Origin of the sequence: Streptomyces tibetensis, from assembly GCF_040647715.1 — a bacterium.
Classification (GTDB): domain Bacteria; phylum Actinomycetota; class Actinomycetes; order Streptomycetales; family Streptomycetaceae; genus Streptomyces; species Streptomyces tibetensis_A.
On sequence record NZ_JBEZCR010000009.1, the window covers coordinates 254,456 to 281,381 of the forward strand.

General features: G+C 70.8%; 17 protein-coding genes and 2 pseudogenes. 14 read left to right on the forward strand and 5 right to left on the reverse strand.

Annotated elements, in window-relative coordinates:
- Window positions 1-151 precede the first annotated feature (151 nt).
- The 4 genes from AB0B29_RS24890 to AB0B29_RS24905 are packed head-to-tail and all read left to right on the forward strand — an operon-like array spanning window position 152 to window position 5,099.
- Window positions 152-1,372 carry a sarcosine oxidase subunit beta family protein gene (locus AB0B29_RS24890; RefSeq protein ID WP_362243645.1) on the forward strand — a complete coding sequence of 407 codons (1,221 nt, stop codon included), beginning with the start codon at window positions 152-154 and terminating at the stop codon, window positions 1,370-1,372.
- 13 nt (window positions 1,373-1,385) lie between these two features.
- Window positions 1,386-1,667, forward strand: a complete 282-nt coding sequence (locus AB0B29_RS24895) for a sarcosine oxidase subunit delta (RefSeq protein ID WP_362243647.1) — start codon at window positions 1,386-1,388, stop codon at window positions 1,665-1,667.
- Window positions 1,664-4,504, forward strand: a complete 2,841-nt coding sequence (locus AB0B29_RS24900; RefSeq protein WP_362243648.1) for a sarcosine oxidase subunit alpha family protein — start codon at window positions 1,664-1,666, stop codon at window positions 4,502-4,504. Before AB0B29_RS24895 ends, AB0B29_RS24900 begins: the two co-directional genes overlap by 4 nt.
- Complete coding sequence (locus AB0B29_RS24905; protein WP_362243649.1) at window positions 4,497-5,099, forward strand: sarcosine oxidase subunit gamma; 603 nt, start codon at window positions 4,497-4,499, stop codon at window positions 5,097-5,099. The genes AB0B29_RS24900 and AB0B29_RS24905 overlap by 8 nt, the downstream gene beginning before the upstream one ends.
- 37 nt (window positions 5,100-5,136) lie before the next feature.
- Here the strand turns inward: AB0B29_RS24905 and AB0B29_RS24910 are convergent, their stop codons facing one another.
- Window positions 5,137-5,763: a LysE family translocator gene (locus AB0B29_RS24910; protein WP_362243651.1), complete on the reverse strand. Its 627-nt coding sequence runs from the start codon at window positions 5,761-5,763 to the stop codon at window positions 5,137-5,139.
- Window positions 5,764-5,874: 111 nt separating this feature from the next.
- Here AB0B29_RS24910 and AB0B29_RS24915 point away from each other — a divergent pair, with 111 nt between their 5' ends.
- The 3 genes from AB0B29_RS24915 (at window position 5,875) to AB0B29_RS24925 (ending at window position 8,237) form a co-directional block, all read left to right on the forward strand.
- Window positions 5,875-6,327 (forward strand): Lrp/AsnC family transcriptional regulator, encoded by a 453-nt coding sequence (locus AB0B29_RS24915; protein WP_362243653.1) that lies wholly within the window; start codon window positions 5,875-5,877, stop codon window positions 6,325-6,327.
- 115 nt (window positions 6,328-6,442) lie between these two features.
- Entirely contained in the window at window positions 6,443-7,201 is a 759-nt protein-coding gene (locus AB0B29_RS24920) for a DNA alkylation repair protein (RefSeq protein WP_362243654.1), read from the forward strand.
- A gap of 52 nt (window positions 7,202-7,253) precedes the next feature.
- Window positions 7,254-8,237 (forward strand): BtrH N-terminal domain-containing protein, encoded by a 984-nt coding sequence (locus tag AB0B29_RS24925; protein ID WP_362243656.1) that lies wholly within the window; start codon window positions 7,254-7,256, stop codon window positions 8,235-8,237.
- Window positions 8,238-8,319: 82 nt separating this feature from the next.
- Here AB0B29_RS24925 and AB0B29_RS24930 read toward each other — a convergent pair whose 3' ends face one another.
- Window positions 8,320-8,535 carry a hypothetical protein gene (locus AB0B29_RS24930; RefSeq protein WP_362243658.1) on the reverse strand — a complete coding sequence of 72 codons (216 nt, stop codon included), beginning with the start codon at window positions 8,533-8,535 and terminating at the stop codon, window positions 8,320-8,322.
- A 294-nt stretch (window positions 8,536-8,829) separates the two neighbouring features.
- Here AB0B29_RS24930 and AB0B29_RS24935 point away from each other — a divergent pair, with 294 nt between their 5' ends.
- Window positions 8,830-9,612 (forward strand): class I SAM-dependent methyltransferase, encoded by a 783-nt coding sequence (locus AB0B29_RS24935; RefSeq protein WP_362243659.1) that lies wholly within the window; start codon window positions 8,830-8,832, stop codon window positions 9,610-9,612.
- Between the two features lie 113 nt (window positions 9,613-9,725).
- Here AB0B29_RS24935 and AB0B29_RS24940 read toward each other — a convergent pair.
- Window positions 9,726-10,922 (reverse strand): annotated as a pseudogene (locus AB0B29_RS24940) (SMI1/KNR4 family protein); the annotation flags it as partial.
- 269 nt (window positions 10,923-11,191) lie between these two features.
- Between AB0B29_RS24940 and AB0B29_RS24945 the strand changes: the two are divergent.
- Together AB0B29_RS24945 and AB0B29_RS24950 are read left to right on the forward strand one after the other, a co-directional pair.
- The gene (locus AB0B29_RS24945) at window positions 11,192-16,408 is read left to right on the forward strand and encodes a family 43 glycosylhydrolase (RefSeq protein ID WP_362243660.1); all 5,217 of its coding nucleotides are present in this window, start codon (window positions 11,192-11,194) and stop codon (window positions 16,406-16,408) included.
- A 278-nt stretch (window positions 16,409-16,686) separates the two neighbouring features.
- Window positions 16,687-19,122, forward strand: coding sequence for a SpoIIE family protein phosphatase (locus AB0B29_RS24950; RefSeq protein WP_362243662.1), 2,436 nt, complete (start codon window positions 16,687-16,689; stop codon window positions 19,120-19,122).
- A gap of 60 nt (window positions 19,123-19,182) precedes the next feature.
- Here AB0B29_RS24950 and AB0B29_RS24955 read toward each other — a convergent pair whose 3' ends face one another.
- Entirely contained in the window at window positions 19,183-20,652 is a 1,470-nt protein-coding gene (locus tag AB0B29_RS24955) for a non-reducing end alpha-L-arabinofuranosidase family hydrolase (protein ID WP_362243663.1), read from the reverse strand.
- A 482-nt stretch (window positions 20,653-21,134) separates the two neighbouring features.
- Here AB0B29_RS24955 and AB0B29_RS24960 point away from each other — a divergent pair, with 482 nt between their 5' ends.
- On the forward strand, window positions 21,135-22,565 hold the full coding sequence (locus AB0B29_RS24960; RefSeq protein WP_362243665.1) for an endo-1,4-beta-xylanase: 1,431 nt from the start codon (window positions 21,135-21,137) through the stop codon (window positions 22,563-22,565).
- A gap of 154 nt (window positions 22,566-22,719) precedes the next feature.
- On the opposite strand, the gene AB0B29_RS24965 is transcribed toward AB0B29_RS24960, so the two are convergent.
- Window positions 22,720-23,940 carry a metallophosphoesterase gene (locus AB0B29_RS24965; protein WP_362243666.1) on the reverse strand — a complete coding sequence of 407 codons (1,221 nt, stop codon included), beginning with the start codon at window positions 23,938-23,940 and terminating at the stop codon, window positions 22,720-22,722.
- 628 nt (window positions 23,941-24,568) lie between these two features.
- Between AB0B29_RS24965 and AB0B29_RS24970 the strand changes: the two genes are divergently transcribed.
- From AB0B29_RS24970 to AB0B29_RS24980, 3 genes and pseudogenes are all read left to right on the forward strand, one after another.
- Complete coding sequence (locus AB0B29_RS24970; RefSeq protein WP_362243783.1) at window positions 24,569-24,922, forward strand: DUF7878 domain-containing protein; 354 nt, start codon at window positions 24,569-24,571, stop codon at window positions 24,920-24,922.
- 43 nt (window positions 24,923-24,965) lie between these two features.
- Window positions 24,966-25,202: pseudogene (locus tag AB0B29_RS24975) on the forward strand (transposase family protein); the annotation flags it as partial.
- A gap of 142 nt (window positions 25,203-25,344) precedes the next feature.
- Window positions 25,345-26,769, forward strand: coding sequence for a DEAD/DEAH box helicase (locus tag AB0B29_RS24980; protein WP_436845876.1), 1,425 nt, complete (start codon window positions 25,345-25,347; stop codon window positions 26,767-26,769).
- Window positions 26,770-26,926: the final 157 nt, after the last annotated feature.

Here is a 26,926-nt window from a genome sequence, read left to right on the forward strand (position 1 = left end):
CTCCCATACCGTACCGCACAGTCTGATATATCAGTTGCGCATTAGTTGGCTCCCAGGATGGTGCACCCATGGCAACCAGCCCGTCGACCAGCACACTCCCGTCCCCCCTCGCCCTGCCGCCCGGCGCACCGGATACGGACGGAGCGCCGGTATGACCGCACAGCCGCTGCCGGAGCACCCGGACTTCCTCTGGCGCAATCCCGAGCCGCGTTCCTCGTACGACGTCGTCATCGTCGGCGCGGGCGGGCACGGCCTGGCCACCGCCTACTACCTGGCGAAGAACCACGGCATCACCGACGTGGCGGTCCTCGAGAAGGGCTGGCTGGCCGGCGGCAACATGGCCCGCAACACCACGATCATCCGCTCCAACTACCTCTGGGACGAGAGCGCCGCGATCTACGAGCACGCGCTCAAGCTGTGGGAGCGGCTTCCCGAGGAGCTCGACTACGACTTCCTGTTCAGTCAGCGCGGTGTCCTCAACCTCGCCCACACCCTCGAGGACGTCCGCGAGGGCATGCGCCGGGTGAACGCCAACCGGCTCAACGGAGTCGACGCCGAGTGGCTCGAACCGGACCAGGCCGCCAAGGTCTGCCCCATCCTCAACGTCTCGCCGCGCACCCGCCATCCGGTCCTCGGCGCGACCTTCCAGCCCCGGGCCGGCATCGCCAAGCACGACCACGTCGCCTGGGCGCTGGCCCGCCGCGCCGACGAGCTGGGCGTGGACCTGATCCAGAACTGCGAAGTCACCGGCTTCCTCAAGGACGGCGACCGCGTCGTGGGCGTCGAGACCAGCCGGGGCCGTATCCGCACCGGCCGGGTCGGGCTCGCGGCGGCCGGGCACAGCAGCGTGCTGGCCGAACGGGCGGGCGTACGACTGCCGGTGCAGTCACACCCCTTGCAGGCGCTGGTCTCGGAGCTGCACGAGCCGGTGCACCCGACGGTCGTCATGTCGAACCACGTGCACGTCTACGTCTCCCAGGCGCACAAGGGCGAGCTGGTGATGGGCGCGGGCGTCGACTCCTACAACGGCTACGGGCAGCGCGGCTCCTTCCACGTCATCGAGCGGCAGATGGCCGCCGCCGTCGAGCTGTTCCCGGTCTTCGCCCGCGCGCACGTCCTGCGCACCTGGGGTGGGATCGTCGACGTCACCCCCGACGCCTCGCCGATCATCGGCAGCACCCCCGTCGAGGGTCTGTACGTCAACTGCGGCTGGGGCACCGGTGGCTTCAAGGCCACCCCGGCCGCCGGCTGGACCTTCGCGCACACCCTCGCCACGGGCGAGCCGCATCCGCTGAACGCACCCTTCACCCTGGAGCGCTTCACCACGGGCGCCCTGATCGACGAACACGGCGCAGCGGCCGTGGCCCACTGAGGAGGACATCACCGTGCTGCTGATCACCTGCCCGTGGTGCGGCCCGCGGGACGAGACCGAGTACCACTACGGCGGACAGGCCCACGTCCCCCACCCCGAGGCCCCGGCCGATCTCACCGACGAGCAGTGGGCCGCCTACGTCTTCTACCGCGACAACCCCAAGGGTCCCTTCGCCGAACGCTGGATGCACGCCACCGGCTGCCGCCGCTGGTTCAACGCCCTGCGCGACACCGCCACCCACGAGGTGCTGACCAGCTACCGGCTCGACGAGCCGCGCCCCGGAGGGACCCGATGACCGACCAGCGCTTCCGGCTCCCGCAGGGCGGCCGGGTCGACCGCGGCACCGTGCTGCGCTTCACCGTCGACGGGCGGGAGCTGACCGGGCATCCCGGCGACACCCTCGCGTCCGCGATGCTGGCGAACGGGCTCGTCGAGGTCGCCCCGTCGCTCTACCGCGGCCGCCCGCGCGGCATCGTCGCCGCGGGCGTCGAGGAGCCCAACGCCCTCGTCCAGCTGGACGGACCCTGTGCGGAGGGCATGCTCCCGGCCCCGACCGTCGAGCTGTACGACGGCCTGTCCGCCACCACGCTCTCCGGGAGGGGCCGCCTCGACACGGCCCCCGACCCGGCCGTCTACGACAAGAAGTACGTCCACACCGACGTCCTGGTCGTCGGCGCGGGACCGGCGGGGCTCTCGGCCGCCGCCGCGGCGGCCGGTTCCGGCGCGCGGGTGATCCTCCTCGACGAGCGGCCCGAGCCCGGTGGTCCGCTGTTCCGCGACACCCGGTGGATCGCCGACGTCCGGGCGGCCCTCAACGCCGCGCCCGAGGTCGTCGTCCTGCCCCGCACCACGGCCTTCGGCTCCTACGACGACAACTACGTGCTCGCCCTGCAGCGCCGCACCGACCACCTGGGACCCGCCGCCCCCGAAGGCGTCTCACGCCAGCGGCTCTGGCACATCCGCGCCCGGCAGGTGGTGCTGGCCACCGGCGCGCACGAGCGGCCGCTGGTCTTCGCAGGCAACGACCGGCCCGGGGTGATGCTCTCCTCGGCCGTGCGGACGTATCTCAACCGTTACGCCGTGGCCCCCGGTTCGCGGGCCGTGGTGAGCACGACCAACGACAGCGCCTACGACACCGTCGCCGCTCTGCACGCGGCCGGGATCGGCGTCGCCGCCGTCGTGGACGCCCGGCCCGAACTGTCGCCGCACGCCGCCGACATCGCCGGGATGACCGGGGTGCCGGTGCTGACGGGCAGCACGGTCGTCGACACGGCCGGCTCCGGCCGCCTCACCGGCGTCGTCGTGCAGGCCCTCGACACAGACGGCCGACTCACAGGAGAACAGAGGTCGTTCGACTGCGACCTGCTCGCCGTCTCCGGCGGATGGAGCCCGGTGGTGCACCTGCACAGCCAGCGGCAGGGCCGGCTGCGCTGGGACGAGGAACTGGTCGCTTTCGTACCCGACGGCGTCGTGCGCGACCAGCAGGTCGTCGGTGCGGCCCGCGGGACCTACGACGTCGACGGCTGCCGTGCCGAGGGGGCGCGGGCGGGCGCGCTGGCCGCGACCGGGGCCGGGTTCCCGGTCGCCGTACCGCCCGAGGGCGCACGACCCCCGGGCGGTCCGACGCGCGCGCTGTGGCTGGTGCCCGGCCCCTACGGCGTACCCGGCACCTGGGACAGCCACTTCGTCGACCTCCAGCGGGATGTCAGCGTCGCCGACGTGTGGCGGTCCACCGGCGCCGGTATGCGCGGCGTCGAACACGTCAAGCGCTACACCTCCCTCGGCACCGCCAACGACCAGGGCAAGACCTCGGGCGTCAACGCGATCGGCGTCATCGCCGCGGCGCTCGGCGGTTCCCCGGGCGAGATCGGCACCACGGCCTACCGGGCGCCGTACACGCCGGTCGCCTTCGCCGCCCTGGCCGGGCGCGAGCGCGGCGACCTGTTCGAGCCGGAGCGGACCACCCCCCTGCACGCCTGGCACGTGGCGCACGGCGCCGAGTTCGAGGACGTCGGGCAGTGGAAGCGCCCCCGGTACTACCCGCGGCCCGGAGAGGACATGGACGCCGCCGTGGCCCGCGAGTGCCGTGCGGCCCGCGAGGGCGTGGCCTTCATGGACGCCTCCACGCTCGGCAAGATCGAGATCCGGGGCGCGGACGCGGGCGAGTTCCTCAACCGGATCTACACCAACGCCTTCAAGAAGCTGAAGCCCGGCACGGCCCGCTACGGCGTGATGTGCAAGCCCGACGGCATGATCTTCGACGACGGTGTCACGCTGCGGCTCGACGACGACCGCTACTTCATGACCACCACGACGGGCGGTGCCGCCGGCGTCCTGGACTGGCTGGAGGAGTGGCTCCAGACCGAGTGGCCCGACCTCGACGTGTACTGCACCTCGGTGACCGAGCAGTGGTCGACGATCGCCGTCGTCGGCCCCAGGTCCCGCGAGGTCGTCGCCCGGCTCGCCCCCGACGTCGACCTGTCCGCCGAGGCGTTCCCCTTCATGGCCTTCCGCGAGACCACCCTGGCCTGCGGCGTCCCGGCGCGCATCTGCCGGATCTCCTTCTCCGGCGAACTGGCCTACGAGATCAATGTCTCGGGGTGGTACGGCCTCGCCGTCTGGGAGCGGGTGCACGAGGCGGGGCGGCCGTACGGCATCATCCCGTACGGCACCGAGACCATGCACGTGCTGCGGGCCGAGAAGGGCTACATCATCGTCGGGCAGGACACCGACGGCACGGTCACCCCGCAGGACGCCGGTATGTCCTGGGTGGTCTCGAAGCAGAAGGACTTCATCGGCAAGCGGTCCTTCTCCCGCGCCGACACCGCGCGCACCGACCGCAAGCACCTGGTCGGCCTGCTGCCGCGCGACCGCACGACCCGGCTGCCCGAGGGCACCCAACTCGTGGCGCCGGACGTCTCCTTGGAGACCGTGCCCGTGCCGATGCTCGGCCACGTCACCTCCAGCTACCACAGCCCGGCACTCGGCCGCCCCTTCGCCCTCGCCCTCGTCACCGGCGGGCGGGAGAGGATCGGCGAGACCCTGCTCGCCCCCGTGGGCGAGGCCCTGGTGCCCGTCGAGGTGGCCGACTGCGTCCTCTACGACCCCGAAGGGACCAAGCGAGATGGCTGACTCCGGTATCGCCGCCCTGCGCGGCAGCCCACTGGCCCATCTGGCGGACCGGATGCGCGCTGCCGACGTCACCGGCGCCCGGGGCGTCACGCTGCGGGAGCTGCCGTTCCTCCACATGGTGAACGTGCGCGTGGACCCCTCCTCCGCGGCGGCCGGCCGGGTCGAGACGGTCCTGGGGGCGAAGCTCCCGCGCCGATGCGGTGACACCGCAGCCTCCGGCCACCGGACGGCCGCCTGGCTGGGCCCCGACGAGTGGCTCGTGCTGTCCCCGTCCGACGAGTCCGCCGCACTGCGGGAGGCACTGGGGCAGGATCCAGGGTCGGTCGTGGACGTCTCCGCGAACCGCACGACGCTGGAGCTGAGCGGACCGTCCGCCCGGCAGGTGCTGGAGAAGGGCTGCCCCCTGGACCTGCATCCCCGCTCCTTCGGCCCGGGCCGGGCGGTGTCGACCACGGTGGGTCCCGTGGCCGTCCTGCTCTGGCAGACCGACGACGCGCCGACGTACCGCCTGCTGCCGCGCTCCTCGTTCGCCGACTACCTGGGGCGCTGGATCGTCGACGCGATGAGCGAGTTCGGCGGCCCGGAGGTGCCGTGACCCCATCCTCTCCCGGGCAGGGGGCCGCTCGGTCCCCTCAGCCGGCCAGGCGTTCCACCAGCAGGAACCCGCCGATGGCGATCATCATCGCGCCGGACACCCGGGTCACCGCCCGGGCCGCGGAGGGCCTGGTCCTCAGGACGGTGCGGGCGAGGAATCCGACGGTGAGGTAGACGACGGCGCAGGCGGTCATGTGCAGCGAGCCGAGCAGACCGGTCTGGCCCGCGACCGGCCAGGCACCCGCGGGGTCGATGAACTGCGGGAACAGGGAGAAGTAGAGCAGCAGCGCCTTGGGGTTGAGGCCGCTGATCCCGATCCCCCGGAGCAGGACCCGCGCGCGGGAGGCCCCCTCGGCGTCCGGTTCCACCGCGCCGGCCGCAAGGACCGCCGGCTGCCGCAGCACCCCCCAGCCGAGCCAGACCAGATAGCCGGCCCCGGCCATGGTCAGCGCGGTCAGCAGCGTCCCCGAGCTCGCCACGATCACCACCAGACCCGCCACGGCGAGCAGTGTGTAGCCCGCGTATCCGGCGACCAGTCCGGCGACGGCCGGCACGACCGACCGGTCCCGCAGACCGGCGGTGATCGCGTAGGCCCAGTCCGCGCCGGGAGTGAATACCAGCAGGAGATCCACTGCCAGGAAGGCCGCCAGCGTCGTCGTGTCCATCGATCGTTCCCTCTCACGTGCTGTGGTGCGAGAGGAAGGCTAGGCCGGATCCGCCCGAAGGTGTTCCCCTCTTTACTCCTTGATCGCGGTATCTGGGGCAGAATCTCCTCCATGGATGCCATGGATCGAAAAATTCTTGCCGAGCTGCAGCTGGACGGCCGTCTCACGGTCACCGAGCTGGCGGCGCGCGTGCGACTGAGCGTCTCGCCTTGTCACCGCAGGCTGCGCGACCTCGAACGCGACGGTGCGATCCGCGGCTATCGCGCGGTGGTGGACCCGGCCGCCGTGGGCCTGAACTTCGAAGCCCTCGTCTTCGTCACCATGCGCCTGGAGGACGCCGACACGGTCTCCGCGTTCGAAGAGGCGGTCGCCGCCGTCCCGCACGTGCTCCAGGCCCAGCGCCTGTTCGGCGACCCCGACTACCTCCTGCGCGTCGCCACCGCCGACCTGACCGCCTTCCAGCAGCTCTACGACCAGCAGCTCGCCCGGCTCCCGGGTGTTCAGCGCCTCAACTCCACCCTGGTCATGAAGCACATCGTCGACGACCGGCCGCTGCCCGGATGACGGAACCCGTGCGGGGCGTCGGCCTCAGCCTTGTCCAGCTGCCGCAGACCGAGGCGCCCGGCGGCAGCGTCGTACACGGCCTCGCAGTCGGGGCGAGGTGACGGAGGGATCCAGCATGGACGTGGCAGCCGTGGCCGGGGACCTCCTGGCCTCCCTGGCGGCGCGGGGCGACGCGGACTTCGCGGCCGGAACGCAGCGGTACTTCCCGGAGGGGATCCGTGCCCTGGGGGTGAGCAACGCCGCCGTCGTGGAGGTCGCGACCGGCTGCTTCCGTGAGCGGCCGGACATCCGCCCGGCGGCACGCCTGGCCCTGACGGAAGAGGTGCTGTCACGTGCCTCGCACCACGAGGAGGTCCTGCTGGGTTTCGCGCTGCTGCACAAGGTCGCGAGGGCCGGTCTGGGCGACGAACTCCTCGACCGCTGTGAGTACTGGCTGGAAACGTATGTCTCCAACTGGGCACAGTGCGACGACCTGTGCCTGAAACTGCTGTACCCGTTCTTCCGGGGGCACCTCGACCGGATCCCGCGGACGCGGCGCTGGGTCGCCTCCCGGTCGCCCTGGGCGAGGCGCGCCGCGAATGTGGCCGTCGTGAAGTTCGTCCGGCGCGCAGTGGGGCGGACGGTGTTCGAACTGCCCCTGTCGCACGTCTTCGGCAACTGCATCACGCTCATGCACGACGAGGACGTGTACGTGCAGAAGGGCTGCGGCTGGCTGCTCAAGGTCACCGCCGAGGCCCATCAGGAGGAGGTGGCCGCATTCCTGCGCACCTGGCACACCGAAATGGCCCGCGATACCTTCCGGTACGCGATCGAGAAGATGGATCCGGAAACCCGGGCTTCCCTGATGGCGCTCGGCAAGAAGGCCCACGGGTGAAGTCGGCGGGCCGGTATGTGACAGCAATCGTCCACAGTGGGAGAAGCCCGTCGTGTCACTCCTCGAAGAGCGGCCGTACGTCGGTCATCACTGCGAATCGACGTCCCTGGTCAACCTTCTCAGGCAACACGAGATCGACTTGTCGGAGTCGCTCGTCTTCGGCCTCGGCAGAGGTCTGTCCTTCACCTACTGGCGTACCAGGCAGATGCCCACGCCGTTCCTCGGCGGCCGGATCAAGCCGGATCGGCTGACCGCCCACCTCACCGAAGCGCTCGGTCTCCGACTGACCGTGCGGGAGACCTCCTCGAAAAGGCGGGCCCGCGAACAACTGCTCCAGGAGCTCGACTCGGGAACCGTGGTCGGTCTCAAGCTCGACCGCTACGACCTCGACTACTCCACGGACGACTACCGGTTCGCGGCCCACTACGTCGCCTGCGTCGGCTACGAGGACGACCGGTTCGCACTCGTCGAGACCAGGCCACTGGGGCTGAAGTGGGCCTCCGGCGCGTCGCTGGCACGTGCACGCAGCGCCCGGGGCCCGATGAGCTCGCGCAACCTCTCGTTCACCATCGCCCCTCCGATGGGCCCGCTGCCCGACCTCGGCGAGGTCGCCCGCCGGTCCGTCAGGGCCACAGCGGAAAGCTTCCTGAACCCACCGATCTCCAATCTGGGGTTCAAGGGAATGCACAAAGCGGCCGACCTCATGCCCGGCTGGATCGACGACCTCGAATCCCCGGAGGAGGCGCTCGCCGAGATCTCCACGATCATGGAGGAGGGCGGAACCGGCGGCGGTTTCTTCCGCACCCTGTGGGCGGATTTCCTGGCCGAGACCGCCGAACTCACGGGCGCGGGGGAGTACCACGGCCTTTCGGACGCGTACCGCGCGGTGTCGAGGAACTGGACCCGTGTGGCGGAACTCCTGCGCGAGGCGGGAGCCACCAGGGACCGGGTCGCCGTCGAGCGCGCGTCGAAGCTGGTGCATGAACTCGCGGAGGAGGAACACCGCCTGATGCGGCGGCTCTCGGACCTCGCCTGAGCCCTGGCCGCTCACTTCCGGGACTCGTGGAAGAACGCGGTGAGACCAACCGGGGGGCACCCGGGAGGTACTCAGGGCCTTCCTAGTCGCTGCCGCGTTCCAGAACGCGGCGAGCGGCCTCGGCCTCCGCCGCCGGCGGCGAGAGTTCGTCGAGGGTGTCGAGCTCGTCGTCCGCTTCCAGCTCCCGTTCCCAGGCCGCCGCGAGGCGTTCTTGCTCCTGGCGGGGCCTGGCACCGACCGCTTCGCGGTGCTCCGGGTCCAGAGCTGCCAGGAATCGTCCGAGCGGGTCCGTGGGCATACCGGGCTCCTTGCCGTGGAGAGGGCGCGACTGCCCCAGCATGGCCGAACCGCTGCGACCCGGCCTCTTGACACAGCCGGGGGAACACCACGTTGGCCCCTTCGCCCACCCGCGCCCCGGGGCCCGTCGCCCGCACAGGGCAGGTCAGGGGCCGAACGCGGGCGGCGGCAGGCCGAGAGGAGCGGACCGTTCCGCCTGCCTGTTCCCGGCGATCTCCCTTTTCCATCGCGATCAGCGGTCGGGGATGACAGGGTGGACGGTGCCCGTCGCCGCACAGCCTTGCAGGAGCCCGCCATGACCAGCAGTTTCCGTCCTGACTTCGGGCTCACCGCGCAGGACTACGGCCGCCACCGTGCGGGATTCCCACCGCAGCTCGTCACGCACCTGTACCGGCACGGCATCGCCTTCCCCGGCAAGGACGTACTCGACATCGGTACCGGCACCGGTGCCCTGGCCCGGCTGTTCGCGCAGGCGGGGGCGCGGGTGACCGGTGTGGATCCGGCGGCACCGCTGCTCGAACAGGCCCGGGAGCTCGACAGGGAAGCCGGGGTGCACACCGACTACCGGGTGGGCACGGCGGAGTCGACGGGGCTGCCGGACGCGTCGTACGACGTGGTGGCGGCCGGGCAGTGCTGGCACTGGTTCGACGCGCCGAAGGCCGCGGCCGAGGTGAGGCGGCTGCTGCGTCCGGGTGGCCGGGCGGTCATCGCGCACTTCGACTGGCTGCCCCTGCCGGGCAACGTGGTCGCGGCGACCGAGGAGTTGATCCTTTCCTTCAACCCGGCCTGGACGTTGGGCGGCGGTACCGGCCTGTACCCGCGCTGGCTGACCGACCTGGCCACCGCGGGCTTCACCGGCATCGAGACCTTCTCCTTCGATCTGGCCGTGCCGTACCCGCCCGAGGCGTGGCGGGGCCGGGTCAGGGCCAGTGCCGGGGTCGGCGCCAGTCTGCCGCCGGACGAGGTGGATCGCTTCGACGACGCCCTCGGCCGTGTGCTGCACGAGCGTTTCCCCGGCGAGGTGATCCAAGTCCCGCACCGTACCTGGGCCGTTGTGGCCACGAGGGGCAATGGCTGAGCACGCTCAGCGGCCACCTCGCCCCAGCTCGCCGAGGGCCGGGTGAGGGTCTCCTCAGGGCCTCCGGATCACCGCGTACCTCTCTCCGTCCACGGGCGGTCGCCCCCTTGAACGGGTGACGAAGGTGTGCCGGCCCTCGGCGTGGACAGCAGCTCCCGGCCCCGCTCCGGGGTCAGCAGCGGCCCGAGCACGGGGTCGGCCACCCAGCCCAGGGGCGCCAGGTGATCCGGTCCCAGCGGCTCCCACAGGGGCATCGCGTCGATCAGTGTCCGCCACGCCCCGTCGGGGTCTCCCCACCCCGCCGACTGCCGGGCCCGCTCGACCGCCTCGCCGAACGGTCCCGTCGCCGTGTACCGGTAGGTGCCGCCGCGTATCCGGTCCAGCATCGCGTGAGCCAGGGCCACCACGTCCTCGTCGGCGCCCCGCAGATGGAACGTCAGGCCGGCATCGCCCCGGCAGGAGTGCGCCTCGTGCTGGGCGATCAGTGGCGGCAGCAGCTCGGACGCATAGCGCGGATCCGTCGCCAGGTCGTCGAAGTAGACCATGTGCGTCTGCCCGAGCAGCCGGCGGATCTGGTCGCCCAGCCCGGCGGCCCGTGGTCTGCCGTACCCCTTGGCCTCGTCCAGCGCCTCCAGAGCCCGCTCCCAGCCGCCGCGCAGTGCCTCGATCCGGGCCTCCTCCAGCTGCGAGTCGAGCGCGCGTGTCGTGTCGTTCACGAACACCGGCTCCTCCGCGCCCCCGGGCGACCGCAGGCTGTGGAACTCCCGGTACACGTCCCGCATGAAGGCGGCGAAGCTCGCGTGCCGCTCGGGCGACTCGGCACGCCAGCTCGCCCACGTGTACACGGCCCACTCGCCGTCCTCGTCCACGTCCTCGGGGTCCATGAGGACATAGGTGGCGTCGGACTCGACGTCGAGCTGCAGGCCCCGCCGCCAGATGTCCGCCTCCTGCCGCTCCTCGGGCCCGGCGTCCTCGTCCAGATACTCCTCGAACATCTCCGCGAGCCCGGACGCGTCGTCGTGCCAGTGCGCCGAGTCGGTCCCCGCCAGCAGCCACACGAACCCGCCCGCGTGCCGCCACCCGTCGGTGACCGAGAGGAACTCCCGGTACGACGGGGGCATCCGCCGGCCCAGGCGCTTCTCCATGGCCGCGATCCGCTCCTCGGACGCGGGTGGGAACCCCAGCCACCGTGCCTGCCGCGCGGCCTCGTCGTCCGCTCCCCGTGTCTCGCCCTCCGACAGGGAATCCGCCCACTCCCCGCTCCACCTGAGCAGGAAGGACCGCCAGTCACACGCCGTGGTGTCCGTCATGGGCCCGATGCTGCCACCCGCCACTGACAATGCCGCGCCGGCGTCCGCGGCCGACGGTGAGTGCCCCCGAGAAAGATGTTCGACCTGTCGGACATTGTTCGGAACCTCTTGACGCTGCCCGGGCCGTCGGCTGAAACTCTCGCAACACGCGTTCACCTGCGTGTAACACCAGGCCTCCGGCAAGGAGTTGCCGTCGCCTCGTCATCTCCGCGCTCACCGCTCCGCCCTGTCCGTCATCAGCCATGCCTCAGCAGAGGACCCCACAAGACATGACGCACGTCGCACGACTTCGCAGCCGCGCGAGACGTTGGGCGGGCCCCCTCGCCGGACTGACCGCCGCGTCGATGCTGCTCACCCTCGCCGGCCCCACCGTCTCCGCGCAGGCGGCCCCGGAGGCGCCGGCGCCCGAAGCAGCGGACCTCACCGAGGGCCTGGCCCTGTGGTACAAGCTCGACGCCGGCACCGGCGCCACGGTGACCGACGCCTCCGGCAACGGCCGCGACGGCACGCTCAACGGCACCGCCGGCTGGTCGGCATCCGGTCAGGGCCTCTCCTTCAACGGATCGGACACCTACATCAAGGTGCCGGACGACATCATGAAGGGCATGGACTCGATCACCGTCTCCATGGACGTGCTGATCGACTCCGCCCAGAGCACGCCCTACTTCCTCTACGGCTTCGGCAACACCAGCGCGGGCAGCGGCAACGGCTACCTGTTCACCACCGGCAACTCCTTCCGCACCTCCGTCGCGACGGGCAACTGGTCGACCGAACAGACCACCAAGCCCTCCGACTCCCACAACCTCACCCGCGGGGTGTGGAAGCACGTCACCTACGCCCAGACCGGCTCCACGGGCGTGCTCTACGAGGACGGCGTCGAGGTCGGCCGCAACACCTCGGTCACCACCACGCCCGGCGCCATCGGCTCCGGCACCACCAAGGCCAACTACATCGGCAAGTCCGTCTACGACGGCGACAAGCTCTTCAAGGGCCGGATCCGCGACTTCCGGGTGTACGACAGGGCCCTGGACGGCTCGGAGGTCGAGCAGCTCTCCCTCCCCGTCGCCACGCAGGGCGTCGCCGCCGACAGGGACGCCCTCAGCCTCGGCGACACCAGCGATGTCACCGCCGACCTGGACCTGCCGAAGACCGGCCCGGCCGGCGGCTCCTCCCTCACCTGGGCCAGCGACAACCCGTCCGTGGTGTCCGCCACCGGCAAGGTGACCCGCCCGGAGGCAGGCTCACCCGACGGCCGCGCCACGCTCACGGCGACCCTGAAGAAGGGCACCGTGACCGGCACCAAGACCTTCGACGTCACGGTCCGCCCCGCACTCGACGACGCCGCCGCCACCCGGCAGGCCGCCGAGGATCTCACGGTCCACAATCTCGACGACGCGCGCGGCAACCTCACCCTGCCCGGGAGCGGCACCTACGGCACGGCCGTCACCTGGTCCTCCGCGAAGCCGGACGTCGTCTCCGCCGACGGCGAGGTCCACCGCCCCGCGCACGGCGACGGCGCCACCACCGTCGAACTGACCGCCACCGTCACCAAGGGCGAGGCCCGAGCCACCCGCGTGCTGACGGCCAAGGTGCCCGAACTGCCCGCCGCGGCGCCCCTCAAGGGGTACATGTTCAGCTACTTCACCGGCGAGGGCACCTCCGACGGCGAGCAGCTCTACGCCGCCCTCAGCAAGGGCAACGACCCGTTGCACTGGCGCGAACTGAACGACGGCAAGCCGGTCCTCACCTCCACGCTCGGCGAGAAGGGCCTGCGCGACCCGTTCATCATCCGCTCCCCGGAGGGCGACAAGTTCTACCAGATCGCCACCGACCTCAGGATCTACGGCAACGGGGACTGGGACGCCTCCCAGCGCACCGGCAGCAAGTCCATCATGGTCTGGGAATCCACCGACCTGGTGCACTGGACGAACCAGCGCCTGGTGAAGGTCTCGCCCGACAGCGCCGGCAACACCTGGGCGCCGGAGGCGTTCTACGACGCCGAGCGCGGCGAGTACGTCGTCTTCTGGGCGTCGAAGCTGTACGACAACGCCGACCACTCCGGCGACACCTACAACCGCATGATGTACGCCACCACCCGCGACTTCTACACCTTCAGCGAGCCCAAGGTCTGGATCGACCGGGGCTACTCGGTCATCGACTCCACGATGATCCGGCACGACGGCACGTACTACCGCTTGTCCAAGGACGAGCGGAACAACAGCTCCTCGACCCCCAACAGCAAGTTCATCTTCCAGGAGAAGAGCGACTCGATCCTGAACCCGTCCTGGACGCCGGTGGCCGAGGGCATCGGCAAGGGCGCGATGAACGCCGCCGAGGGACCGCTGGTGTTCAAGTCCAACACCGAGGAGAAGTGGTACGCGTTCCTCGACGAGTTCGGCGGCCGCGGCTACATCCCGTTCGAGACGACCGACCTCGACTCCGGCACCTGGACCCCCTCCACCGGGTACGACCTGCCCGCCAAGCCCCGCCACGGCACCGTACTGCCGGTCACCCAGGCCGAGTACGACCGGCTGCTGCGCGCCTACGAGCCGGACCAGGTCGTGCGGAGCGTCGAGGACGTCTCCGTGAAGACCGCGATCGGCCGGGCGCCGGTGCTGCCGGCCACGGTGATCGCCGAGTACGCCGACGGCGTCAAGCGGCCGGTCTCCGTCGACTGGGAGGACGTCCCGGCGTCGAAGTACGCCCAGGCCGGCACCTTCACCGTCACCGGCAGCCTGCCGGGCGGCGCAGCGATCCCGGCCCGGGCCGAGGTCACGGTGTCCGAAGAGGGACCGGACCTCCCGGCCGGCCTGCTGCTGCACTACGACTTCGACGAGACGGGCGGCACCATCGCCCGCGACTCCAGCGGGCACGGGCACCACGGCACCTATGTGCGCACGCCCGACTTCGGCACCGGTGTGGACGGCGGCTCGTTCAAGATGTCCGGCGGCTCCGACTCGCCATACGTGAAGATCCCGAACGGCGTGCTGAAGAACGCCGGCAGCGTGACGGTGTCGACGTACGCCAAGTGGAAGGGCGGCAGCAGCTTCCAGTGGCTGTTCGGGCTCGGTCCCGACAGCGACAAGTACCTGTTCGCCACTCCGTCCAACGGCGGCTCCAGCCTCTACTCGGCCATCACGAAGGCGAGTTGGTCGGCGGAGTCGAAGCTCACGGCCGGCTCGCAGCTCACTCCCGGCCAGTGGCGGCACGTCACGGTGACGCTGGACGGCACCACCGGGACCATGGTCCTGTACGCCGACGGCATCGAGGCGGCCCGCACCACGACCACCATCAAACCGTCCGAGCTGTACGACGCGGCCAAGGACTACAGCGGCTACATCGGCAAGTCCCTCTACGCCGCCGATCCCTCCTTCGGCGGTGAGGTCGACGACTTCCGCATCTACGACCGGGCCCTCACCGGCACCGAGGTGATGAGGCTCAGCGGCAACACGGCGGGCATCGCCAAGGTGACGCACCCCGGGCTCAAGGTCGACGCGCTCGTCGACAACGCGGCCGGCACGATCACGCTGCCGATGAAGGCGGGCACCGATCTCACCGCGCTGGCACCGGAGTTCACCCTGGCCGAGGGCGCGACCATCACCCCCGACTCGGGCAGTGTCCGCGACTTCACCGAGCCCGTGACCTACGAGGTCACCGGGGCGGACGGCAAGAGGCGCACCTGGAAGGTCTCGGCGCTGATCATGAAGACCCCGGTCCTGCCGGGGCTGAACGCCGACCCGAACATCGTGCGCTTCGGCGACACCTTCTACATCTACCCGACGACCGACGGCTTCGAGGGCTGGAGCGGCACGCAGTTCAAGGCCTACTCGTCCACGGACCTGGTCCACTGGAAGGACCACGGCGTCATCCTCGACCTGGGACCGGACGTCAGCTGGGCGGACAGCAGGGCCTGGGCACCGGCGATGACGGAGAAGGACGGCAAGTACTACTTCTACTTCTGCGCCGACGCGAACATCGGCGTCGCGGTCTCCGACTCACCCACCGGCCCCTTCACGGACGCCCTGGGCAAGCCCCTGCTCAAGGCCGGTGACTTCCGCGGCCAGATGATCGACCCGGCGGTCTTCACCGACGACGACGGCAAGCAGTACCTCTACTGGGGCAACGGCCGCGCCTACGTCGTCCCGCTGGGCGACGACATGACGTCCATCGACACGTCGAAGGTCACCGACATCACCCCGAGCGGCTACAACGAGGGCACCTTCGTCGTCAAGCGCAAGGGCACCTACTACTTCATGTGGTCGGAGAACGACACCCGGGACGAGAACTACCGCGTCGCCTACGCGACCGGCCCCTCGCCCACCGGCCCGTGGACCAAGCAGGGCGTGATCCTGGAGAAGGACCTCTCCCTGGGCATCAAGGGGCCGGGCCACCACTCCGTCGTCCACGTCCCGAACACCGACGACTGGTACGTCGCCTACCACCGCTTCGCCATCCCCGGCGGAGACGGCACCCACCGCGAAACCACCATCGACAAGCTGGAGTTCGGCCCCGACGGCCTGATCAAGAAGGTCGCCCCGACCCTCGGCGGCATCGACCCGGTCACCGTCGTCCACGCGGGTCCGGACACCACCGGCACCGAGGGCGAGGCGATCACGCTCGCCGGCACAGTCTCCGGCGCCGGCACCCCCGAGTGGACGGTGCAGGACGGCGCCCCGTGCACCGTCAAGGACCCGGTCGCGGCCCGGACGACCCTCACCTGCACCGACGACGGCACCTTCCGGGTCACCCTCACCGGCGGACGCGGAACCGACACCGCGACCGTCGAGGTGGCCAACGCCGCCCCCTCGATCACCTCCGCCAAGGGCCCCGGCTCGCCCGTGCCGGCGGGCAGGACCGCCGTCGTCACCGCGTCCTTCGACGACCCGGGCACGGCCGACCGCCACACCTGCACGGTCGACTGGAAGGACGGCGGCCGGCCGTCGGCCGGCACGGTCACCGACTCCGGCTGCCGCGCCGCACACGTCTACACCGACGCGGGCATCCACCGGCCCGTCATCACGGTCACCGACGACGACAACGCCGCCGACACCACCACGCTCGCGGAGCTGATCGTCTACGACCGTGCCGCCGGGCCCGTCGCCGGCGCGGGCACGATCACCTCACCGGCCGGCGCCTACCCGGGCAGGCCGGGGCTGACCGGAAAGGCGGCGTTCACCCTGGCCGCCCAGTACCGCAAGGGAGCCACCAACCCCACCGGCAAGGCCACGTTCGTCCTCGGCTCCGCCCGGCTCACCTTCCGCTCGACCGGCTCCGACTGGCTCGTGGTGAACGGCTCCCGGGCCGTCTACCAGGGCACCGGCACGGTGGGCGGCAAGAGCGGATACGCCTTCCGGGTCACCGCCACCGACGGCCCGGACACCTTCCGCATCAGGATCTGGAAGAAGTCCACCGGCGACGTCCTCTACGACAACAAGACCGGCGCCCGTACGAAGGGAGTCGTCACCGTCGGCAACCACCGGCGCTAGCCCGGCCGCTCACCAGGGCGCCTGACAGGAATCCGACCTGGTCAGGCGCCCTCGTGCTGCGCCCCGGAGCCTATGCCGGCGCAACGAGGCGCCCCCATGCGCGGGCAGGGACCGGCCGGTCCTCTCGAAGGCCCGGTATACGCCCGTGCCCGGGACGCGGACGGGAGCCGGATGCCGCCGGTTGAGCGAGGCGGGCCGGGGCGGGATGCTGAAGGCACCGCCCGTGACGGGTGGCACAGGCCGTGCCGGGCGCGGCAGGAACGAAGTCGGGACACCCCATGGACAACCAACCCGACACGAACACATCAGAAGGGGACGGCGCGCCGGCGCCCGAGGACGTCGCCGTCGTCATCGACGCCCGCGGTGCCGTGCTGGTGTGGAGCGCGGGAGCCGGGCGGCTGCTCGGATACGAGCCCGAGGAGGTCGTGGGCCGGCAGGCTTCCCACCTGCTGTCCGCGAAACTGCCCGTGGCGATGCGGCGCCACCTGGCCGCCGGCGAACCGTGGACGAGTGACGTGGGACTGCGCAAGCGCGACGGGGGCCGCGTCAAGGCGCAGCTCCGGGGCACCCCGCTGGCGGACGCGCGCGGCAGGACCGCCTGGGTCGTCACCCCGGCGGCCGTGACCTACCCCGCCGGGCCGACCGGCGAGGAGCCCACGGAACTGTGGGACCTCACGCTCGCGCAACTTCCGCTGCCGGTGGCCGTCTACGACCGTGAGGCACGGTTCGTGACGTGCAACCAGGTGATGAGCCGGGCCATGGGCCTCACCCCGGACGAGATGAGGGGCAAGACCCTGTGGGAGATCTACCCCACCCCGCCCCTGGACGAGATCGACCGCCTGCAACGGGAGGTGGTGCGCACCGGCGAGATGATCGTCCGTGAGGAACAACCCTTCCGGGCCTCCGGCGAGATCCGCGATCATGCGTGGTCGGTCTTCCTCTCCCCGCTGAAGAACGGGGCGGGGGAGACGCTGGGCATGTCCGCCCTGGTGATCGACATCACCGAGCAGTACTGGGCCCGGCGCCGCCTGGCGGTGCTCAACGACGCCAGCACGCGGATCGGCAGCACCCTGGACGTGACCCGGACGGCCGAGGAGCTGGCCGAGGTGGCGGTGGACGGGTTCGCCGACTTCGTCGCCGTCGACCTGCTGGAGGCGGTCGCCCAAGGCCACGAGCCGCAACCGATTCCCCCCGGCACACAGATCGTCTTCCGCCGCACCGCACAACGGTCGGTGCTGCCGGGATGCCCGGAATCCGTGGTCCCGGAGGGCGGTATCGACATCTGCCCGCCCGGCTCGCCACCCGCTCGGGTCCTGATCTCGGGCCGGGGCGCCGTGTACCGGATGGGGGATCCGCTGCTGGGCGACTGGTCGACGGCCCACCCGGCCCGCGCCGAGAGCGTGCGGAGGTTCGGTATGCACGCCGTGATGATGGTGCCGCTGCGCGCCCGGGGCGTCACCCTGGGTGTGATGCACCTGGTGCGGCACCGCACCGCGGACGCCTTCGGCGAGGACGACCTGCTCCTGGCCGAGGAGATCGCCGCCCGGGCGGCGGTGAGCATCGACAACGCCCGCCGCTACACCCGCGAGCGCCACACCGCGATCACTCTCCAGCGCAGCCTCCTGCCGCCCGGGCCGCCCCGAGCGCAGGCGCTGGACCTCGCCCACCGCTACTTTCCCGCCGGTTCGGGGGACGAGATCGGCGGCGACTGGTTCGACGTCATCGCACTGTCCGGGGGCCGGGTCGCCCTGGTGGTGGGCGACGTCGTGGGCCAAGGGGTGCACGCCTCGGCCGCGATGGGCCGGTTGCGCACCGCGGTCCGCACGCTCGCCGACGCCGACTTCGCGCCCGACGAGCTGCTCACCCGCCTGGACGACCTGGTCATCCGCCTCGACCGGGAGGAAGGCCCGGACACCCGCGGGCAGGGCGAGGGGGCCTCGGCAGAGGTCGGTGCCACCTGCCTCTACGCCGTCTACGACCCCGTCGCCGGCCGGTGCGACATGGCCCGGGCCGGGCACCCGCCGCCCGTCCTGGTGAACCCGGACGGGACCGTGCAGGTCCTGGACCTGCCCGCCGGGCCACCGCTCGGCCTGGGCGGCATGCCCTTCGAGGCCGCCCGGATCGACGTGGGAGAGGGCAGCCTGCTCGCCTTCTACACCGACGGCCTGGTCGAGACCCCCGGCCGTGACATCGACGTCGGACTGGAGCTGCTGAGCGAGGCGCTGCGGCGCCCGGCCGCCGGCCTGGAGGAAACGTGCGAGGAGGTGCTGCGCAAGGTCCGGGCCGAGCCCGCCGCCGACGACATCGTTCTGCTCCTGGCCCGGATCCGTGGTCTGGGCACCGACCGGGTACGCGTCTGGGGGCTGCCCGTGGATCCCGCGGCCGTCGCCGGGGCCCGCCGGATGGCGAGCGAACAACTGGCCGCCTGGGGGCTGTCCGAGCTCGAGTTCCCCACGGAGCTGATCGTCAGCGAACTGGTCACCAACGCCATCCGCTACGGCCGCGCCCCCATCGAGCTGCGCCTCATCCGCTCCGACGTCCTCGTCTGCGAGGTCTCCGACGGCAGCAGCACCGCCCCGCTCCTGCGCCGCGCCCGGGTCTTCGACGAGGGCGGCCGCGGACTGCTGCTCGTCGCCCAGGTCGCCGAGCGCTGGGGCAGCCGCCACACCGCGGAGGGCAAGACGATCTGGGCGGAACAGCCCCTGCCGGATTGAACGCCGCTGAGCAGGGCCGGGAAGCACGTATGCTTCCCGGCCTGCCTGTTTCCCGGGCCGTCAGCGCTGCAGTGTCAGCAGACCCGGACGGTAGGGCAGAAGACCGTAGTCGCCGCCGGAGTTGGGGCTGCGCCCCTGGTAGAGCAACTGCAGCCGGCAGGGATCGACGGTCATGGTCTGATCGGGGCCGGTGCGGATCAGCTCGCCGTGGCTGATGTCGTTGGTCCAGGTGGCGCCACTGTTGGCCTTGCCGGCGAAGGGATTGCTCTCGGTCGCGGCCTGGGGTGTCCACGAGCCGTTCAGACTGGTGGCCGTGAACGAGCGGAAGTAGCGGTGGCCCTGCGCACCGATCGCCTCGACGATCATGAGGTAGCGGTTCTGGCCCTGCAGCTTGTAGACCTGCGGGGCTTCGAACAGGTTGTTCTTCGTATCGCTCATCACCACGGTCGAGGTCGAGCCGAAGCTGCCCGGGAAGTTCCCGATCGGCATACTGGCCCGGTAGATCTTGCCGTTGTCACCGGCGAAGAACAGGTACATGTTCGTCCCGTCACCGATGAGCGTCTGGTCGATGGGGCCTGTTCCGGAGTCGCCGATGCTGCCGGAGAAGAGCACCTGCGGGGAGGACCAGCCGTTCGGGTTGGTGGGGTCGCTCGACGTGCGGTAGGAGAAGGCGGTCCCGCCCCACTGGTAGGCCAGCACCCAGATGTTCTTCGGCGCGAAATAGAAGAGCGTGGGAGCGACCGTGGAGGTCGACATCGTGTTCTGGCTCGCCGAGGCCATCTCCGACCAGTTGGTGAACAGGCCGAAGTTCATCGAGCCCCAGCGCGTCCCGGTGTCGTGCGTCGTCGCGTAGACGAGTTGCCTGCCGTTGTAGGGGACGACGGTGAAGTCCTTGAGCGAGACCCACCCCGGCTTGGGCTGCGCCAGCGCGCCCGTCGATGTCCATCGGTAGGTCGACGGAAGGTCGCACGGTGCGGGGTTGGCGCCGCCGACCTTGACGAGCTGCCACTGCTGGTTGGTGCCGCCCCAGTCGTCGTACTGGACGACGTTGGCGTTGTCGGCGGTGGAGGAGCCCTGTACTTCGAGGGCTTTGTTGCTGTGGCGCGAGATGAGCCGCACGTAGCCGTCCGAGCTGTCGGCGAGCCGCCACTGCTGGTGGGTGCCGTTCGAGTCGGCCCACTGGACGATCGAGCCCCCGTTCGCGGTGGACCGGTTCTGGACGTCCAGGACCTTGCCCGAGTGGCGGGACTTGATGCGGTAGTAGCCGCCCCCGGAGTCGACGAACTGCCACTGCTGCTGGTTCTGATCGTTCCTGGACCACTGGGTGATGCGGGCGCCGTCACCGGTCGCCATGTTGTAGACGTCCAGGGCCTTGCCGCTGTTGCGGTTGACCAGCACATACGAGGCGTTGGGGTCTACGGTCGCCGCGGCGGCGGGCTGGGCACCGAGGAAGCCGGCCACGAGCAGCAGGGGCGCGAGAACGGCGAGTAATCGTCTGGTACGGACCGGGGACGGGGGGCGAAACCACATCAGAGGGCCTCCTTCTTCGGGAGTGGGGGTGAAGTGACCCCGATGAACGGCGGAGCGGACGTGCCGGGGAGAGAGGGGGCAACCTCGAAACATTTCGAGGAATTCCCGGAAGCTTCGACGCCACAAGCTAGGAATGCCGGGGCCATAGGTCAAGGGCTGTCGCCGATCTGTCCACAAACAGCGCCTCGTCTCGGGCTCCACGGCAGCTGACGACGGCCACAGGGGGCGTCGTCCGGCTCCTTGGGGCATCGGAAGTTTCGGAAGACGGAGCGAAATCTTCTTTCGTCGGGAGTATTGACGACCTGTCATCAACGCCTCAATCATCCCTGCCTGAGGGTCGGTCATAGTTCGGTATGTCGAACATGCGTGGCACGGGTGCCGTCCGTGCCGGTTGAGATCGTCCCGGTCCCCGGACCGTGGTGTTCGGTGACTCCGTGCTGCCCTCTCCGTCCTTCCATGATTCCTACCCTGGAGGCACAGCCATGGGCTCGTACGTCCTTCTCAGACCCGCTGTCCGCCGGAAGGTCCGCGGCCTGCTGTTGATGCTGGTCACCGCCGTCCTGGGCGTGGTCGCCGCACTGGTCGTGCCGCCGACCGCACATGCCGCCGAGAACACCCTCGGCGCCGCGGCGGCGCAGAGCGGCCGCTACTTCGGCACTGCCATCGCCTCGGGCCGACTGGGCGACTCGGCCTACACGACGATCGCGGGCCGTGAGTTCAACTCGGTGACGGCCGAGAACGAGATGAAGATCGACGCCACCGAACCGCAGCGGGGCCAGTTCAACTTCACCGCCGCCGACCGCGTCTACAACTGGGCGGTGCAGAACGGCAAGCAGGTGCGCGGCCATACCCTGGCCTGGCACTCCCAGCAGCCGGGCTGGATGCAGAGCCTCAGCGGCAGCACGCTGCGCCAGGCGATGATCAACCACATCAACGGCGTGATGGCCCACTACAAGGGCAGGATCGCCCAGTGGGACGTCGTGAACGAGGCGTTCGCCGACGGCAGTTCGGGAGCGCGGCGCGACTCCAACCTGCAGCGCACCGGCAACGACTGGATCGAGGTCGCTTTCCGCACCGCGCGCGCCGCCGACCCGGCCGCCAAGCTCTGCTACAACGACTACAACGTCGAGAACTGGACCTGGGCCAAGACCCAGGCCATGTACGCCATGGTCCGGGACTTCAAGCAGCGCGGCGTGCCGATCGACTGCGTCGGTTTCCAGTCGCACTTCAACAGCGGCAGCCCCTACAACAGCAACTTCCGTACCACCCTGCAGAACTTCGCCGCCCTCGGCGTCGACGTGGCCATCACCGAACTCGACATCCAGGGCGCCCCGGCCACGACGTACGCGAACGTGACCAATGACTGCCTGGCCGTCCCACGCTGCCTCGGTATCACCGTCTGGGGTGTGCGCGACACCGACTCCTGGCGAGCGGAGCAGACGCCGCTGCTGTTCAACGGCGACGGCAGCAAGAAGTCCGCGTACACCGCCGTCCTCAACGCCCTCAACGGCGGCACCCCCACGCCCCCTTCGGGTTCCGGAGCGATCAAGGGCGCCGGTTCGGGCCGCTGCCTCGACGTGCCCGGCAGCGGTGCCGCCGACGGCACGCAGCTCAACCTGTGGGACTGCCACAACGGCACCAACCAGCAGTGGACGTACACCGCCGCCGGCGAGCTCAGGGTCTTCGGCAACAAGTGCCTGGACGCCGCCGGCACCGGCAACGGCACCAAGGTCCAGATCTACGGCTGCTGGGGCGGCGAGAACCAGAAATGGCGCCTCAACTCGGACGGGTCCATCGTCGGCGTCCAGTCCGGCCTCTGCCTCGACGCCGTCGCAGGAGGCACCGGCAACGGCACCCTGATCCAGCTCTACACCTGCTCGAACGGCGCCAACCAGCGCTGGACCCGCACCTGAGGGGACATACGACCTACGAAAGCGTGCATCGACGCACCAAGGGTGGAGCCAGGATGGTCCTGACTCCACCCCGTCCACGTCCGCCCCGGACCGAAGGACGCAGAGGCCGGCTCACTGAACGAGAGCGACAGAGACCCTGCCGCCCCTACGAGCACTACGTCGAGGTCGGCTGGTGCGGGGAGCGGAGCACGAGCAGGGTGATCTCGCTGGGGGCGAAGACGCGGAACGGCGGGCCCCAGAAGCCGGTGCCGCGGCTGGTGTAGAGCAGCGTTCGAGCGCCGTGGTGGCTGAGACCGGCGAGGGCCGGCTGGTCGAGGCGTACGAGGTGGTGGAAGGGCCAGATCTGGCCGCCGTGCGTGTGGCCCGAGAGTTGGAGGTCGATGCCGGCGGCTGCCGCCCGGTCGATGAACTTGGGCTGGTGTGCCAGGAGCAGGACGGGGAGGTCGGGGTCGGCGCCGTTCAGGGCTCCGGCGAGGTGGGCGCCGTGGCCCGTCAGGCCGGAGGACTCGGCGGTGACGTCGTCCACGCCGGCGACCACGAGGGTGTCGCCTCCGCGTTCGAGCAGCAGATGGCGGTTGCGCAGCGGCTCCCAGCCCAGCTCGTCCATCAGGTCGACCCAGCCCTGGGCCTCGCTGTAGTACTCGTGGTTGCCGGTGACGTACACCCGGGCGCGGGTGGCCCGCACGGTTGCCAGGGGGGTGGCCTGGGCGCGACGGCGTTCGGCCGTGCCGTCCGCGATGTCGCCGGTGTGGCAGACCAGGTCGGCTTCCAGGGTGTTCACCGTCTCGCACACCCGTGCCGACCAGCGGGCGCGATCGAGGGGACCGTAGTGGGTGTCGGTGATGAGAACGACACGCAGCCCGTCCAGCCCGGCACCCAGTCGCGGGAGCCGCACGTCGAGCCGGCGGACGCGCGGCACGCGGCGGGCCTCGGCGTACCCCCAGCCGAGCAGCGCGGCGCTCACGCCGAGGACGGCCCACGTGACGACGCGGGCCCGGTCCTGGCTCTCGCCGACACCGGCCACGGTCAGGGCGAGCCGCAGGAAGACACCGAGCAGAACGGACCAGGTGAACAGAACCCAGCTCGAGCCCAGCAGGGTGTCACCGGTGATCGCCGCCCGGTCCTGCTGACGCCGTCCGTGGCCGCGCACCATCGCGAACGGCATACCTGCAAGGCCGAGGACGAACACGCCGGTTCCGGCCGACGTGACGGCCGGCGGCCAGTGCTGCCCGGTGTACAGCAGCACCCAGCAGGGCACGGCCCACAGAAGGACGGGGGCGATCAGGGGGAGGTAGCGCATCAGGCGGTGCAGCCGGCTCTGCCGCGGAGCTGGCGCTTCACCCCCGGCGGGTCGGGCGTCGCTGGTGTCCGGCATGCTTCCCCTCTCTGACCGGGCTGCCGTCTCGCGCACTGTATCCGGCCACCCACGGGCCGACCGGACCGGTGTTCCTGAGCGCTGCCGTATGGGGGCGAAGAGGTCTGAGCGGGAGAGCGGCGTCCCCGCGTGGTCGCAGCAGCGCCGTGTGCAGTGCGTGGCCGCCTTCCAGGGGTGCAGACTCGACTCGACGCCTCCGGCCGCATACCGAACACGGGCCCCGCCAGATCGACTGATCTGGCGGGGCTGCAAGGTCATGCCGCCGGGCTGGATGGCGTCGGTGATCTCGAGGCCCGACACCCTGGGGCTGCTCTCCCACGCCTCGACGCCGAAGGTGCGGTCCCAGATCGAGCAGGCGGTCGACGGCTGTGGGCGCGAACGATGCAGGGCTCTGAGTTCGGGGCAGGCAGCCCACTCCTCGTCCGTGAGGGTGCCCAAGTGATGTCCCGCTCATGGGGCGCCGGGCGGGACACCTGACGCGTCTTGGTACGGTTTTCCGTATTTGGTCGGCCTGGATGTTGTCGGCCCCAGATCTCGTGGAGGCCGGGCAGTGCGGTTCGTCTGCCGAAACTTTGGACTGTCGGACCTGCCTCGGCGGGGTCTCACCCCGCAGGAGGCTCCCTTGGCGGTGCTGCTCCTCGACATCGAGGCAGGGCTGTCCATCTGGGAGCAGGGGCGGGCGGTGTGGTCCGAGGAGCAGTTCCCTGTCGCCGAGCTGGCGTACCACCTCGCGCGCTGGCTCCAGAGTCCGGCTGCGGGCCATGAGGACTTCGAGCTGGACTCGATGCAGGCGGAGGAGGGGCTGATCCGCATTGTGCACTCCGAGCAGGGCTGGCGGATCGGCTCCATCCTCACGCCGGACTTCTGGACCACGCCCGTCAGCTGGGATGTCCTGGTGTCAGAGATCAGGCACTTCGACCGTTCCGTGCGCGAGGGCGTGACCGCGGTGGGCATCGACCCTGCCTTCATCCCGGAGGTGTGAGAGCGGACCGGGTCCCGGTCGCCCCGAGTGCGATGATCACGGTGTGGCTGGTGTGATCACGGCGTCGCAGCGGTCTTGGACAGGCCCGTTCAATGGGGTGGGCCCGCGCTGCTTCCGCAAGCTCGTGACCGCTCTACGCCACGAGGGAACGGACGCCGTCCGGCGCGGTAGGCCCGGGAGTCTTCCGCTGGAAGACCGTGTCCTGCTCGTCGCAGCGTACCGGCGCACCAACTTGACGCTGCGCCGGCTCGGCCCGCTGTTCGGGGTCTCGAAGTCCGCGGGGGAGGGACGGGCCGCTTACCCCATGCTAGAGTCCACTCTTTGCAGCGTTGCCGTGTCGGTGCTCCGCTCGGCGTCCCTGGCTGGTGACCGCGTCCCCGCCGCGCCTTCCTCGGTACGGTCCCTTCGGAGGAAGGCTTTCAGTGAGCGAATCAGCACGTGTCGATGACCGGCGGCAGGACCACGGACCCGCCGAGGCCGGGGGCGCTGCATCGGCGCTGCCCACGGTGGCGTCCTTCGCAGAGCTGGGGCTGCCTGCCGGGATTCTGAGAGTGCTCGACGAGCACGATGTGACTGTTCCCTTTCCCATCCAGGCTGCGGCGCTGCCCGACGCGCTCGCCGGACGGGACGTCCTGGGCCGAGGCCGCACGGGTTCCGGCAAGACGCTCGCGTTCGGCCTGGGTGTGCTCGCCCGGACGATCGGGCGACGTGCCCAGCCCAAAGAACCCCTGGCGCTCGTCCTGGTCCCCACCAGGGAGCTGGCGCAGCAGGTCGGTGAGGCGCTCACCCCGTACGCCGAGGCCCTGCGGCTGCGGCTTGCGACCGTGGTGGGTGGGGTGTCCATCGGAAGGCAGGCCGCCGCGCTGCGGGACGGCGCCGAGATCGTCGTCGCCACGCCCGGTCGGCTGCACGACCTCATCGAGCGCAAGGGCTGCCGACTGGGACGAGTGCGCATCGTGGTCCTGGACGAAGCCGACCAGATGTGCGACATGGGGTTCCTGCCGCAGGTCACCGAAATCCTGGACCAGGTGCGTTCCGACGGACAGCGGATGCTGTTCTCCGCCACCCTCGACCGCGACGTCGATCAGTTGGTGCAGCGCTACCTGCGCGACCCCGCCGTCCACTCCGTGGACCCCGCGTCCAGCGCGGTCTCCACGATCGAGCATCACGTCTTCGTCGTGCACGGCCCGGACCGGTACGCCGTGGCCACGGAGATCGCCGCCCGGGACGGCCGCGTCCTGCTGTTCCTGGACACCAAGCACGGCGTCGACCAGCTCACGCGGCATCTGCGGGCCAGCGGCGTGGCCGCCGCCGCCCTGCACAGCGGGAAGTCCCAGCCGCAGCGCACCCGGACCCTGGCCCAGTTCAGGAACGGACAGGTCACCTCGCTGGTGGCGACGAACGTCGCCGCACGCGGCCTGCATGTCGACGACCTCGACCTCGTGGTCAACGTCGACCCGGCCACCGACCCGAAGGACTATCTGCACCGAGCGGGCCGCACCGCCCGGGCCGGCCGGTGCGGCACCGTCGTGACACTCGTCCTGCCGGGGCAGCGCCGCGAGACGAGCCAGGTCATGGCGGACGCCGAGGTCGCTCCCAAGGTCACCAAGGTGCGGTCCGGCGAGGCGGAGCTGAGCCGGATCACCGGCGCCAAGGCCCCCTCCGGCGAGCCTCTCGACGGCCGGTCGGCCGTATCGCGCGCCAAGAACCACAACGCGCCGTTCCGCGGCCTGGGCAGCGCCAAGGACGCGAAGGGCGGCTCCGGTGGCAGGTCGTCCCGCAAGAGCAGCGAGGCCCAGAAGCTCGCGGAGGCCCGCAGGGCGGCCCGGGTGCGGCGCGGCGGCTGAGGCCGGCTTCCCGGCCGTACCTCCGTCCACGCAGCTGGACGGACACATGGGACCGGAGATCGGCCGGTGCACCACGCGGCGTCACGATGGGGTGATCGCGCGCAGGGGGAGACGCACCGGTGAACGGAGAACGGCGCGGGCGTGCCGCGTCGGATCG